Source organism: Rhizobium sp. Root483D2 (genome assembly GCF_001426685.1).
Classification (GTDB): Bacteria; Pseudomonadota; Alphaproteobacteria; order Rhizobiales; family Rhizobiaceae; genus Pararhizobium; species Pararhizobium qamdonense.
In genome coordinates this window covers 102,359-116,110 of sequence record NZ_LMFB01000038.1, presented here as the reverse complement: position 1 = coordinate 116,110, position 13,752 = coordinate 102,359, and the positions used below count along the sequence as shown (strand labels likewise).

Annotated in this window: 12 protein-coding genes; 6 read left to right on the top strand and 6 right to left on the bottom strand. The window is 59.9% G+C overall.

Annotation, left to right across the window (positions count from 1 at the left end):
- The first annotated feature begins 54 nt into the window (after nt 1-54).
- Nucleotides 55-219: a hypothetical protein gene (locus tag ASD32_RS29790; RefSeq protein ID WP_156383312.1), complete on the top strand. Its 165-nt coding sequence runs from the start codon at nt 55-57 to the stop codon at nt 217-219.
- 29 nt (nt 220-248) lie between these two features.
- Here ASD32_RS29790 and ASD32_RS23570 read toward each other — a convergent pair whose 3' ends face one another.
- A complete protein-coding gene (locus tag ASD32_RS23570) occupies nt 249-479 on the bottom strand; it encodes a hypothetical protein (protein ID WP_060640469.1) in 231 nt (76 codons plus the stop codon).
- 192 nt (nt 480-671) lie between these two features.
- Between ASD32_RS23570 and ASD32_RS23565 the strand changes: the two genes are divergently transcribed.
- The gene (locus ASD32_RS23565) at nt 672-911 is read left to right on the top strand and encodes a hypothetical protein (protein WP_060640468.1); all 240 of its coding nucleotides are present in this window, start codon (nt 672-674) and stop codon (nt 909-911) included.
- Here the strand turns inward: ASD32_RS23565 and ASD32_RS23560 are convergent.
- On the bottom strand, nt 901-2,967 hold the full coding sequence (locus ASD32_RS23560; RefSeq protein ID WP_082546901.1) for an acyltransferase family protein: 2,067 nt from the start codon (nt 2,965-2,967) through the stop codon (nt 901-903). The genes ASD32_RS23565 and ASD32_RS23560 overlap by 11 nt on opposite strands.
- A gap of 22 nt (nt 2,968-2,989) precedes the next feature.
- Between ASD32_RS23560 and ASD32_RS23555 the strand changes: the two genes are divergently transcribed.
- Nucleotides 2,990-3,310, top strand: a complete 321-nt coding sequence (locus tag ASD32_RS23555; RefSeq protein WP_060640466.1) for a hypothetical protein — start codon at nt 2,990-2,992, stop codon at nt 3,308-3,310.
- Here the strand turns inward: ASD32_RS23555 and ASD32_RS23550 are convergent.
- The 4 genes from ASD32_RS23550 to ASD32_RS23535 are packed head-to-tail and all read right to left on the bottom strand — an operon-like array spanning nt 3,307 to nt 7,119.
- Complete coding sequence (locus ASD32_RS23550) at nt 3,307-4,338, bottom strand: sulfate/molybdate ABC transporter ATP-binding protein (protein ID WP_060640465.1); 1,032 nt, start codon at nt 4,336-4,338, stop codon at nt 3,307-3,309. The two genes, ASD32_RS23555 and ASD32_RS23550, sit on opposite strands and share 4 nt — an antisense overlap.
- 14 nt (nt 4,339-4,352) lie before the next feature.
- On the bottom strand, nt 4,353-5,240 hold the full coding sequence (cysW, locus tag ASD32_RS23545; protein ID WP_060640464.1) for a sulfate ABC transporter permease subunit CysW: 888 nt from the start codon (nt 5,238-5,240) through the stop codon (nt 4,353-4,355).
- Nucleotides 5,230-6,087, bottom strand: a complete 858-nt coding sequence (gene cysT / locus ASD32_RS23540; RefSeq protein WP_060640463.1) for a sulfate ABC transporter permease subunit CysT — start codon at nt 6,085-6,087, stop codon at nt 5,230-5,232. The genes cysW and cysT overlap by 11 nt, the downstream gene beginning before the upstream one ends.
- A 6-nt stretch (nt 6,088-6,093) precedes the next feature.
- Nucleotides 6,094-7,119 carry a sulfate ABC transporter substrate-binding protein gene (locus ASD32_RS23535; RefSeq protein ID WP_060640462.1) on the bottom strand — a complete coding sequence of 342 codons (1,026 nt, stop codon included), beginning with the start codon at nt 7,117-7,119 and terminating at the stop codon, nt 6,094-6,096.
- A gap of 451 nt (nt 7,120-7,570) precedes the next feature.
- Between ASD32_RS23535 and ASD32_RS23530 the strand changes: the two genes are divergently transcribed.
- The 3 genes from ASD32_RS23530 (at nt 7,571) to ASD32_RS23520 (ending at nt 13,638) form a co-directional block, all read left to right on the top strand.
- A complete protein-coding gene (locus tag ASD32_RS23530; RefSeq protein WP_060640461.1) occupies nt 7,571-8,131 on the top strand; it encodes a DUF924 family protein in 561 nt (186 codons plus the stop codon).
- Nucleotides 8,132-8,280: 149 nt separating this feature from the next.
- A complete protein-coding gene (locus ASD32_RS23525; RefSeq protein WP_082546900.1) occupies nt 8,281-10,869 on the top strand; it encodes a mechanosensitive ion channel family protein in 2,589 nt (862 codons plus the stop codon).
- A gap of 207 nt (nt 10,870-11,076) precedes the next feature.
- On the top strand, nt 11,077-13,638 hold the full coding sequence (locus ASD32_RS23520; RefSeq protein ID WP_060640460.1) for an FAD-dependent oxidoreductase: 2,562 nt from the start codon (nt 11,077-11,079) through the stop codon (nt 13,636-13,638).
- Nucleotides 13,639-13,752: the final 114 nt, after the last annotated feature.

Genomic DNA, 13,752 nt, shown 5'->3' with positions numbered 1-13,752 from the left:
GCCAAGCGCGGCCCCTGTTGCCAAGATACCGTTTGCAGCCTGGGGGCGTTAATCATGACTTCTCGCACATTGATGGCGGCCGTCCTTGCCCTGATCGTCGGATCGATCCTCAGCATCCTCGCCGTGCAATATTTCTCCCCGGACGAAAGCGCGAAAAGCACCACGCCGCCGGACCCGCTGATCGTTTCGCCAGAGAATGCGGCCGAAGAGACCAAATAGCCGCACATGTCCTATGCAAAGTTGAGAAATCAGGCGCCGATAGCAAAATCCTGCCGCAGGGCTGTCTCGCATGCCTGGGTCAGAACTGCCGGATCGCGCTCACCGCTTTGGTAGAGCCGGACGATAGCGGCAGCACAAATCTGCATGTCCGCATCCGATCCAGTGGTTTGGTGTCTTTCGCAAAATGTCTCGAAAACCTGCCGCAACGCGTCGATATCCTCGCTGCAAAGGGCATCAGCATGGGGATTGAAATAGGCCATTCGTTTTCCTTCCTTGAGGATGGAAGCTTTGCGCGGGCTCCGTCATTGCCGACAGAACGGCTCTTGGATCTGCACCATAGCGCGATTTGATGACGGCGCTATTCACAAAGACATGTATTGCCGGCCACGAAATGTTTTTTCTCAGGCAACCTTTTGCGTTTTCATGCTTTTTCCCCCGGAAGGAAATTTGCCATGGCCGCGTTCTACTTTAAGGTAATCGATAATGACGGCACAATTCCGGCCGATGATCCCTTCGATTTTCCCGATTTGATCGCCGCCATCCGGCAGGCGAAGATCGTGCTGGCCGAAATGGCGCTCGACGGGTTGCCGGAAGACCCGATCAAAGCCTTGGAAATTGAAGTCCTCAATGCCGATCGCAGACCCGTCGTCAAGATGACGCTCGAACTGCAGATCGAATGGCCTATGGCGTGACCAAGGCCGTGCCGGGATTTTCGTCGCTGGCAGTGCCTGCCTCGATCGCCTGAACCGCCTTCAGCACTGCCGGGATGATGAGCTGGGCGCCCGATGTCGATGGGTGATCGTCATCGAAATAAAATACTTTCCCCGCGCTCAGGCTGTTGATACATCGCTCGTTGATAAAGCTGTTGCAAAAGGTCTCGGCAGGGCGGACGCGGAACAGGTTGGGATGGGTCATGGCATCGAAGGCCGCAATCACCGCACCATTGCGTTGCTGGTAGCGCGCATAGCTCGTGCTGAACTCCAGCTTCTGGACGCCTGCCATCGCACTTTTCGCAACCAGGTCCGGCACGTTCCATCCGGCCTCCGGGATCGGGTAGACGAGCACGACATTGTGCCCGCTATCGAGATAGGCCTGGATGTCGTCGATATATTGCTTGAGCACTCTCGCCTTGCGGGCGGGATCGTCCTGCGCCGCGTGCTCGTTCAGCCGGCTCAGCAGATCCATATAGGTTGGCTGCAGCGGCTCGATACCGCCTTCGCCGTTGTCGAAGGGCGTCCCGTCGATATACAGACTCCAGCGGTTTGCCATGATGATGGTCTTGATGCCGCTTGTGCGGATGTAATCCTCGATACCGGCGAAGAACGGATTGCAGCGCAGCCTGTATTTCAGGTTTGAGACGTAAAATCCGGAAAAGCCGACGCAGGACGAATGGGCCATCACATAGAGATCGACATTGGCGGCATCGAAGCTGCGCAATGCCTCGCCGCCCAGCGCGCCCGCATGCGAATCGCCGATCAGGATGGTCTTGCTCGCGGTCGAATGTTTCGTCAGGCAATCTTTGATGGGATGGGGCAGGGACGCCTCGCCCTTGTCGAACAGGCAGGTCTCCATGACGGGATCGTGGCGTTCCTGTTCAGCGAGGGCATCGAGGGCTGCGGGCGGCAGGCGAAACTGCAGGCCGTTGTTTGACGTGCCATAGAAGCCGGCAAGAATGAAGAGGGCAGCCGCAATGCCGCTGGCGCTGAGGATGCGCGCCGGTGTCGGCAAAAGCTGCGCCGCGCTGTTTTTGCGAAATGGTGTCTCGACGAACCGCCAGGACAGATAGGCAAAGCCGACACAGACAAAAGCGAGAGCGGTCATCAGCACATGCGACGGCTCCGTCAGGCTGCGGATGCGCGCAAAGGCAAACACAGGCTGGTGCCACAGATAGAGGCTGTAGCTGATCAGCCCGATGCCGACCATCGGACGGGTCGAGAGCAGCCGCGCCGTCAGCGTGCCCTCGGCACCGAAAAGGATGATGAGTACGGCGCCGAGAACCGGAACAAGCGCATAGAGGGACGGAAAGGGCGTCGTCTGGTCGTAGGCGAAAATCGAAAAGACGATGATCGCCAGTCCGGCAAGCGACAGGATATTGTTCCGGTAGTGCCTGCCATCCGTGAGCAGGAAAGCGCAGAGCGAGCCCGCCAGAAGCTCCCAGGCGCGGGTCGCCGGCGAATAGAAATTGGCGGTTGCGAAATTGACTGAGCCGTATTGCGCCAGCAGCAGGCTGGCCAGTGCCATCACGGCAATCGCCGCGATCAACGTCCGCCTTCCAGACCGCCAGATCAGGATGATGAACAGCGGAAACAGCATGTAATACTGCTCTTCGACGGCCAGGCTCCAGGTGTGCAGCAGCGGCTGCTCTTCCGATGCGGCCGCGAAATAGCCGCCGCTTTGCGACCAGAAGAAGAAATTGGAGGCAAACAGGCAAACCGCGATGATGCTGCGGCCAAAACTTTCCATCTGCCCCGGCAACATCCAGGCCCAGGCGAATGGCAGGCAGCACAACAGAACGAAGAACAGCACGGGCAAAATGCGGCGGGCCCGGCGCTCGTAGAATTTTAGCAGCGAAAAACGGCCTTTGGCCTGTTCGGAAATGATGATCGAGGTGATCAGGTAGCCGCTGATGACGAAGAAGATATCGACGCCGACGAAGCCGCCGCTGAATTGCTGGAAGCCGGCATGAAACAGCACAACGGGTATCACAGCGACAGAGCGCAAGCCGTCAATTTCGCGTCGATAGTTCATTGGCGGCCCCGGGGAGATCCAAATGGCTGGATGGCTGCGCAGGATGCGACGGCTTACCGGCGCGGATCAAGCCTGTCCGTTGAAAATCGATGAAGAAGCAACAGCATATGTTGCAGTATCGGCTTTCAAGCGGGCTGCGATCTCCGCAATTTGCGTTGGGCATACCAAGCTGGTGACGATCTGCATGGCGTTACCGCAACATACCACCCGGTATGCGACGGAACTGCTGCGCCAGCCGCACGCCAAAAATCCACCCAAGCCGTTGAATTTCGTGACGGCGCGAGAGCTTGCGTCGCAGCCTGTGGCGGGACGCTGCACGTCCCGCCAGCTCTGTTCTTTTTAATCGCGAAAAAGTTTCCAGCGTGTCGGGCGGAAGGCGACGCGGGAATGATCGGATGTGATCTTTTCCGGCGGCAGTTCGATTTCCACCCGGCTGTTGGCAGCGTCGATCGCCAGTTCGACATGGCGGGTACCGGCGACGCGGCGGGTCACGGTGACAACGCCCTCGATGCTGCCGCCATCGAGCAGTTCGATATCATGCGGGCGGAAATAGAGCTGAGCCGTGCCGTCGGCTTCACCCTGCGCGCTGATGCCGATTGTTTTGTCCCCGATCCACAGCTGGCCGTTTTCGATCCGCACGGGCAGGATGTTGGATTGGCCGATGAAACCGAAGACGAAGGGTGAATTCGGCGTATCGTAGATCTCGTCGGGCGTACCGATCTGCTCGATCTTGCCCTTGCTCATCACGACGACCCGGTCGGCCAACTCCAGTGCTTCATCCTGATCGTGGGTGACGAATACGGTGGTATGGCCGGTCCGGTCATGGATTTCGCGCAACCAGCGGCGCAGTTCTTTGCGGACCTGTGCGTCCAGCGCACCGAAGGGCTCGTCGAGCAGGAGGACATTGGGTTCCACCGCCATGGCGCGGGCGAGAGCCACACGCTGGCGCTGGCCGCCGGACAGCTGGGCGGGATAGCGTTTTTCCAGACCGCTGAGCTGCACGAGGTCGAGCAGTTCGAGCGCGCGCTTGCGGATGTCGGCCTTTGAGGGCCTTCGCCCGGCCGGGCGGATCGTCAGGCCGAAGGAGACGTTGTCGAGCACCGTCATGTGGCGGAACAGGGCATAGTGCTGGAACACGAAGCCGATATTGCGCTGCTGGACAGTCTTGCGCGAGGCATCCTCATTGCCGAAATAGACAGTGCCGTCGGTCGGGCTTTCAAGCCCCGCAATCAGCCGCAGCAGCGTCGTCTTGCCGGAGCCCGAGGGCCCCAGCAGGGCAATCAGCTCGCCTGAGCGGATATCGAGAGACACGTCGTTCAGCGCCGGCAGACGGCTGAATTCCTTGCGTATGTTTTGAACGCGAACTTCCATGGAAACTTGACCTTTCAGTGCCGGCGGCTGGCCGCGATCTGAGCGCTGTACTTCATCTCAAGCAGCGACTTCAGAACGAGGGTGACGAGGGCCAGCAGGGCGAGAAGCGTTGCAACGGCAAAAGCGGCAACGAAATTATATTCATTGTAGAGGATTTCCACCTGCAGCGGCATGGTGTTCGTCAGCCCGCGGATATGTCCGGAGACGACGGAGACTGCGCCGAACTCGCCCATGGCACGGGCGTTGCAGAGCAGAACGCCGTAGAGCAGGCCCCATTTGATATTGGGCAGCGTCACATACCAGAAGGTCTGCCAGCCGCTTGCCCCCAGCGAAAGCGCCGCTTCCTCGTCGCTGGTTCCCTGTTCCTGCATCAGCGGGATCAGTTCGCGGGCAACGAACGGGAAGGTGACGAAGACGGTGGCGAGAACGATGGCGGGGACGGCGAACAGGATCTGGATGCCGTGGCTCTGCAGCCAGGGTCCAAGCAGGCTGTGGGATCCAAACAGAAGAATGAACACCAGGCCCGAGATCACGGGCGATACCGAAAAGGGCAGGTCGATCAGCGTGGTGAGGAACGCCTTGCCCTTGAATTCGAACTTGGCGATCGCCCAGGCGGCGGCGATGCCGAAGACCACGTTGAGCGGCACGGCAATCACGGCGACCAGCAGCGTCAGCCTGATCGCGGCAAAGGTCTCGGGATCGGAAAGCACCGTCAGGAACTCGCCGGGGCCGTTGCGCAGGGCTTCGGTGAAGACGGCTGCCAGCGGCAGGACGAGAAAGAGCCCGACGAAACAGAGGGCGAGGCCGATCAGCGTATAGCGTGCCAGCCGATGTTCCGACGTTGCGGTCCGGACCAGTTCGGTGTTGCCGCTGCCGGTCGATGTCGTGAGGTCATGCGCCATAGCCGTACCTCCTTCTGCTCCAGGCCTGTATCGAGTTGATGATCAAGAGCATGGCAAAGGAGATCATCAGCATGATCGCCGCAATCGCCGTTGCCGCCGGATAATTGAATTCCTCGAGACGAATAACGATCAGAAGGGGAGCGATTTCCGAGACATAGGGAAGATTGCCGGCAATGAAGATGACGGAGCCATATTCGCCAACGCCACGGGCAAAGGCCAAGGCAAAGCCGGTGAGAACCGCCGGTGCGAGACCGGGTAGAAGCACGCGGCGGATGGTCTGGAAGCGGTTGGCGCCAAGCGTGGCTGCGGCCTCTTCGACCTCCTTGTCGATCTCCTCCATGATCGGCTGCACGGTGCGCACGACGAAGGGCAGGCCGACGAAGACCAGCGCAAAAACGATACCCAGCGGCGTGAAGGCGATCTTGATGCCGAGCGGTGCGAACAGGCTGCCGATCCAGCCGTTCGGCGCATAGAGCGTCGTCAGCGCGATACCGGCAACAGCCGTCGGCAAAGCGAAGGGCAGATCGACCATCGCGTCGATGATGCGTTTTCCCGGAAAGCGGTAGCGCACCAGAACCCAGGCGAGGATGACGCCGAAGACGACATTGATCAAAGCTGCGGCAAAGGCGGTGCCGAAACTGATGCGCAAAGCGTTGATGGTGCGCTGGTCGGTGGCAAGCGTCCAGAAGGTGGACCAGCCCAGAGCGCTTGAGCGCCACGCGAGCCCTGAGAGCGGAATGAGGATGATGAGTATGAGCCATGACAAAGTAACGCCGAGCGCCAATCCGAATCCTGGAATGACGCTCGGCTGTCTGAATTGCCACAGCGAAGCTGTGCGTGCGGTCATAAAGTCTTATTGCCCCGGCTTGTAGATCTGGTCAAACAGTCCACCGTCTCCAAAATATTTCGGCTGAGCTTCTTTCCATCCGCCGAAATCGTCAATCGTGACGAGCTTCACATCGGCAAATCGCTTGATGTCATTCGGGTCTGCCACTTCAGGCTTGAAGGGGCGGTAGAAATGCTTGGCGGCGATTTTCTGGCCGACATCCGAATAGAGGTACTGCAGGTAAGCTTCCGCCACCTTGCGCGTGCCCTTGGCATCGACATTGCCATCGACCAGTGCCACCGGCGGTTCTGCCTTGATCGAGATCGTCGGTGTGACGATATCGAACTTGTCGGGGCCGAGTTCTTCGAGCGACAGATAGGCCTCGTTTTCCCAGGCAATCAGGACATCGCCCAGACCGCGCTGCACGAAAGTCGTGGTCGAGCCGCGTGCGCCGGTGTCGAGAACCGGAACATGCTTGAAGAGATCGGTGACATATTCCTGTGCCTTGGTGTCATCCCCGCCATTGGCGGCGCGGGCCCAGGCCCAGGCGGCCAGGAAGTTCCAGCGTGCGCCGCCCGATGTCTTCGGGTTTGGCGTAATCACCTGGATGTCGTCCTTGACCAGATCGCCCCAGTCCTTGATGCCCTTCGGATTGCCCTTGCGCACCAAGAAGACGATCGTGGACGTATAAGGCGCGCTGTTGTTTTCGAATTTCGACTTCCAGTCTGCCGGGATTTTGCCGGATTCCTTGGCAATGGCGTCGATATCGGCTTCCAGAGCCAGGGTCACGACGTCGGCTTCCAAGCCGTCGATGACCGAGCGTGCCTGCTTGCCGGACCCGCCATGCGATGTCTGGATCGTGACTGTCTCGCCCGTATCCGTCTTCCACTTTTCCGCGAAGGCCGCATTGAAATCCTTGTAGAGTTCGCGGGTCGGGTCATAGGAGACATTGAGAATCGTCGTGTCGGCAAACGCAACGCCGAGGCCGCCGATCTGGATGGCGGAGGCAAGAAGCGCCGCCGTAAAGAATTTCGTGAGTTGTTTCGCTCGCATGTCTACCTCTCCGTTGTTAGCAGGCATACTCTATTCATTGGGTAGGAAATTATAACGCAGAACTTTCCCTTTGCGCGCATAGCTGGAGAAAGTCCTGCTCTTCACCCGGTGTAATATCGAAATCATTTGCCTCACCATCCCCCGGGCGCTCCGTTCCCTAGAATAAGTTACCATGCATAGGCCGGTTGCGGAACGTCCATCCCCCGGCAAAACCGAGAAAATCACGGCGCCGCGTGATCAGCGCGAGCCTGCCGCCGGGTCTGACCAGGATACCGGCTGTCTTGCGCGAGTCTTGAATCCGCAGAACTTCAGCGATTGGCAGCATGGCAAATACGCACGAAGATGCTATTCGCCGTGGTAACGCCGGAATTGCATGGGAAACCGGCCACCGGCCAATGGAGCCGGGCGGCGATTTCAGGCCGGCTGACGTGAATGAAGAGGAAAGAGATGCATGGCAGACACTGTCGGGATAAGCACACCGGATGACATCCTGTCGTTCTGGTTCGGCGAGTTGCAACCGCAGGACTGGTTCAAGCCGCATCCGTCGCTCGACAGTGAATGCGAACAGCGTTTCCGCTCGACGCATCTGGAACTGGCGCGCGGTGTTCCGCCTGAGTGGCGGGCCACACCCAGCGCCCGGCTGGCCACCATCATCCTGTTCGATCAGATGCCGCGCAACATGTATCGTGGCACGCCGCTGGCGTTTGCGACCGACGGACTTGCCCTGCGGGAGGCGAACCTTGCGCTGGATGCGGGGGCGGATACCGGCCTTTCCGTCGATCAGCGCGTTTTCCTCTATCTGCCTTTCGAACATTCGGAGAACCTCGTCGATCAGTCACGATCGGTGGCGCTGTTCACCGAACTGGGCGATGCCAATTACCTGGACTATGCCATCCGGCACCGCGAGGTTGTCCTAAAGTTTGGACGGTTTCCGCATCGCAATGCCATTTTAGGGCGTGTGTCCACCCCGGCGGAGGTCACGTTTCTCTCTCAACCGGGATCAGGATTTTAAGCCGAAGGGCCTGCCAGATATAGCAAAGCCGTCAAATCGATTTTGCATCTGGCTACGGCCCGGCCTATGGAACGCCAAAAGCTCTGCGCACCGCGCGCACCGATTCTACTCTTCAGCGCGGTCTGGCGGAAAAGGATATGTGATTGCCGATGATGTCGAAACGTTTTGCCATCCTTCTCTGTTTGTCGATGTTTGCCGCATCCGGGCCTCTCATGGCGCAGCAGCCAGCCGCGCAGGCGACGCCGCAGCAGCAGCCGGCCGGACAGGCCACGCCGCAACAACCTTCGGGACAAGCGACGCCGCAGCAAACGGCAGCAGCAGCGGCCGCTAGTCCGCAGGCGCAGGCATCGGCGCAGCTCGAAGAGGCGCGCAAGAACCTGGCACGGCTGACCGACCAGACCAACGCTGCCAAGGATGACGATAGCCGTCTTGCCGAGTTGAAGGTCGAGGTCGAGGCGGCGACCAAGCAGATCATCGCGATATCGGTCGCCACCCGGCCACGGCTCGATGAAATCAAGGCGCGTCTGGCAGAACTCGGCGATCCGCCGGCCGATGGCGCGCCGCCCGAGACGGATGTCGTGGCGCAGGAGCGCAAGCGTCTGTTGGCGGAGCGCGGCGAAATCAATGCGCTCACGGGAACGGCGGAGGACCTGTCAATTCAGGCCACCAAGCTGTCGAATGGCATCACCGCCACACGGCGTGCCCTGTTCAGCAACACGCTTCTCAAGCATACCGATATCAACGGCCCGATGGTCATGGACGCGATGGCCTCGTTGACCCTGGAGCGGCAGGCCTTTGCGCGCACTGTCGGCAGCTGGTTGACCTTTGCGTGGAATTTCAAGCGGCTGCAGCTGCTGAGCGCCCTGTTTCTCTCCTTGTGCGCAGCGCTCGTCCTGTTGCTCGGCACGCGAAAACTGTTTTTCCCATTGATCCATCGGGAAGTGCTCAGCGAAGAGCCGGGTTATATCACCCGCCTGTCGGTGGCCTTCTGGTCGACGATGATCCCGACGGTGGCGATGGCGGTGTTTGCGGCCACCAGCTATTTCTTCCTGCAGGCCTTCAAGGTCCTGCGGCCTGATATCGCGCCGATCATTTCGATTACGCTGGCAATCTGCGTCGCGCTGCTGTTTGTCTCGACCCTGTCGAATGCGGTGCTGGCGCCCAAGCAGAGGGCCTGGCGGCTGGTGCGGGTTTCGGATCGCGGTGCACGCCTCTTGGCGCTGTCGATCTTTGCCATGGCCCTCGTGAACGGTCTCGACTATCTCGCCGGTGCGATCAGCGAAGTCATGGGTTCGCCCGTGGTCCTGACCGTCGTCAAAAGCCTGATCGCCACGATCATCATCGGTCTCATCCTGATGGCGATGGCGCTGATCAAGCCGATCGTTCCGAAAGGCGATAGTCTCGATGCGCGCGGCAAGCCATGGCCGCGGGCTGTGTCGCTGCTGTTCGTGTCCAGCGGTATATTGCTGATCGTGGCCGCGCTCGCCGGCTATGTCGGGCTTGCCCGCTTCATCGCCACGCAGATCGTGATGACCGGTGCCATTCTGGTCACGATGTATATCGGTATCCTCACCGGCAAGGCCGTGGCCAAGCAGAATGCGCTGGCCGACACGGTGGTCGGCCGCTATCTCGAAAAGCGCTTTCGGATGGAACAGGTTGCGCTCGACCAGACCGGTCTGGCGGCAGGACTGGGGATCTATGTCCTGGTGGTGCTGTTCTTCATTCCACTGATCCTGTTGCAATGGGGCTTCCAGACCGCCGATATCGAGGCGTGGGCCTACCGGATCTTTACCGACATCAATATTGGCAGCATCAAGATCTCCATTGTCGGAATCCTGGCCGGGATATTGCTTTTTGCCGCCGGTTACGTGGTGACACGCTGGCTCCAGCGCTGGCTCGACGGCAATGTGATGGCGCGAAGCCGCGTCGATACCGGCGTGCGAAACTCCGTCAAGACCGGCATCGGCTATCTCGGCATTGGCCTGGCTGGCCTGATCGGCATTTCTGCGGCGGGGTTTGACCTGTCGAACCTGGCGCTGGTTGCCGGTGCCCTGTCTCTCGGCGTCGGTTTCGGCCTGCAGAACATCGTCTCCAATTTCGTCTCGGGCCTCATTCTTCTGGTCGAACGGCCGTTCAAGGTCGGAGACTGGGTGGTGACCGGCACGACGGAAGGCTTCGTCAAGCGCATCTCGGTTCGCGCCACCGAAATCGAGACCTTCCAGCGCCAGACGATCATGGTGCCAAACTCGCTGTTCATCAATGCGTCTGTCGGCAACTGGACGCATAAGAACAAGCTCGGCCGCTCGGACATTCCCGTCACCGTCAGCTATGACAGTACGCCAAGATTGGTGATGGACACGCTGTTGCAAATTGCGGCCGCTCATCAGCTGGTCTTGAAAAATCCGGAGCCGCAGGCTGTCTTTACCGCCTTTGGCGAGGCGACCATGACCTTTGAATTGCGGGTATTCCTTGCCGATATCGTCAATGGCAACGGTGTGCGCAACGATCTGCGGCTGGCGATCTACGAGCGTTTCAAGGACGAGGGGCTTGGGGCACCGTTTTCCAAGGAGGAACTGGAGCCGGAGACGCCGCCGCCGGGACCGGAGGCCGATGCCGAAACTCTAAAAGCCGAGGCCGCCGGGCCGCCTGCTGCAACGCCACAGCCCATCGAGGCCTTCAAACGCAGCGGCACGCAACGGCGCCCGCGCCGGGTGACCGCTGACGGGGCGGCCGAATAGGATTGCGGTCTGGGCCAGCCCTGACTGGTCCACCCGTGCCGGTGATTCCGGTTATCGTTTGCAGCGGAGCCTGGGATAGCTGTGCCGGCAATTTGCGCCCATGGCGCTTCTGGTCGTGCAGCATGATGATTATGTCGTAGACAGGCTCTAGTCTGTGGGACGCAAACTCTAAAATCCGATTTCAGTCTTCAATCAGGGTCGTGGGCAATGGCAGAATTTCCGCAAAAGGCGAAGGTCGTTATCATCGGGTTGGGAGGGATCGTCGGCGCGTCGATCGCCCATCACCTGATCGAGCGTGGCTGGGATGATATCGTCGGCATCGACAAGTCGGGTATTCCGACGGATATCGGCTCGACCGCGCATGCTTCCGACTTCTGCTACACGACGAGCCACGATTACCTCTCGGTCTGGACGACCCAGTATTCGATCGATTTCTACGAGAAGATGGGCCATTACGCCCGCATCGGCGGCCTGGAAGTGGCGCGGACCGGCGACGATACCTGGATGGAAGAGATCAAGCGCAAGCTGTCCTCCGCCAAGGCCTTCGGCACCCGCGCGCATTATGTTTCTGCTGCGGAAATCAAGCAGATGTTCCCGCTGATCGAGGAAGATCAGGTGATGGGCGGCCTGTTCGATCCGGATGCGGGCCTGGTCATCCCGCGCTCGCAGACGGTTGCGGGCAAGCTCGTTGACGCGGCGGAGAAATCCGGCAAGCTTCAGGTCTATGGCAACACGCCGGCCAAGTCGCTGATCGTCGAGGGCGGCCGTATCAAGGGCGTCGTCACCCACCGCGGCACGATCATGGCCGACCATGTCATCGTCTGTGCCGGCATCTGGGGCCGTCTGATCGCCGAAATGGTCGGTGAAGACCTGCCGGTCATGCCGGTTGATCACCCGCTCACATTCTTCGGTCCCTACAACGAGTTTGAAGGCACCGGCAAGGAGATCGGCTTTCCGCTGCTGCGCGACCAGGGCAACTCCGCCTATATGCGCGACACCGGCGATCCGAAGACGACGGAGGGCGGCCAGATCGAGTGGGGTTACTACGAGACCACCAATCCGCGCCTCTGCCATCCGCGCGACATCCTGGAAAAGCACGAGGCACGCCTGTCGCCGTCGCAGCGCGATCTCGACATGGAACAGATCATCGAGCCGCTCGAGCGCGCCATGGAGCTGACGCCGATCCTCGGCGAACTCGGCTATAATGAGAGCCATTCCTTCAACGGCCTGCTGCAGGTTTCCGCCGGCGGTGGCGCTTCCTGCGGCGAGAGCCAGAAGGTGCGGGGCCTGTGGTACTGCGTCGCCATCTGGGTGAAGGACGGTCCCGGCTACGGCAAGCTCATTGCCGACTGGATGACCGACGGCCGCACCGAGGTCGATCACAATTCGATCGACTATGCACGCTTCTACCCGCATCAGCTGGAAGAAAAGTTCATTGAAGGCCGCACATACGAGGCGGCGCAGAAAATCTATTTCCCGGCCGTGCACAATCGCGAGCCCTATGCTTCCGGCCGTGGCGTCAAGCGCTCGCCGTTCCATGAGCGCGAAAAGGAGCTTGGCGGCTATTTCATGGAACTCGGCGGCTGGGAGCGTGCCCATGGCTACGCCGCCAACGAGCATCTCCTGGAAAAATACGGCGACAAGGTTCCCGTGCGCGAGAACGAATGGGACAACCGCCACTTCTGGCGCGTGTCCAATGCCGAACATCTGGCCATGACCGACGATTGCGGCATCGTCAACCTCTCGCATTTTCACATGGTGGATATCGAGGGTCCGGATCACGTCGAGCTGCTCGAATGGCTGTGTGCTGCGAAGATCGGCGGCGACGGCAATATCGGCAAGGGCATCTACACCCACTTCCTCGATGACGAAGGCATGGTGCGGGCCGACTTTACCGTCATCCGCATGGCCGACCGGTGCCGCCTGATCAACGGCGCCGATGCGGGCCCGCGCGACTTCCACTATATGCGGCGTGTCGCGCAGGATCGCGGCCTTGATGTCACCATCACCGATGTCACCGAAAAATTCATCACCATCGGCATCTGGGGACCGAATGCACGCGAGACGCTGAAGAAAGTCGTTGCCGATCCGTTGGGCCTCGATCCGGAAAACTTCGCCTTTGCGGCGATCAAGCCAATCGAGATCGGCGGCAAGCCGGTAACCGCCTTCCGCATTTCCTATGTCGGCGAACAGGGCTGGGAACTGCATATGAAATACGAGGATGGCCTGGCTGTCTGGGACGCGCTGCGCGCCACCGGCGTCATGGCCTTCGGTGTGGAAACCTATGCAAACTCGCGCCGCATGGAAAAGAGCCTGCGCCTGCAGAATGCCGATCTTCTGACCCAGTATAATCTGATCGAGGCGGATCTTGCCCGCCCGAAGGTCAAGGAAGCCGATTTCCGCGGCAAGGCGAAACATCTGGAATACAAGGCGCGCGAACATCAGACGGCGATGCTGTGCACGTTGGTCATGACTGAGAATACTGACAAAACCGGCGTGAAGCGCTACCCGCTCGGCAACCTGCCGGTCATAGACCCGGAAACCGGCGACGTGCTGATCGACGATCTCGGCCGCCGCTCCTACACGACCTCGATCGCGTTTGGCCCGACCATCGGCAAGAATATCGCGCTCGCCTATCTGCCGCAGGCCTATTGCCAGGTCGGCCGCAAGCTGAACATCGAATATTTTGCGGAAACCTACCCGGTCGAGGTGGTCGGGATCGGCTACAAGCCGCTCTACGATCCGGAAAACCTGAAGCCGAAGAGCTGATCGTCATTCGGTTGTTTGGAGCGATAAGGCGCATCCGCTCAATCGAGCGGGTGTGTTTAGATTGCTGACAAAGGTATTTTTTTGACAATCCGCAGGTCACTCGGGAAATTGAAC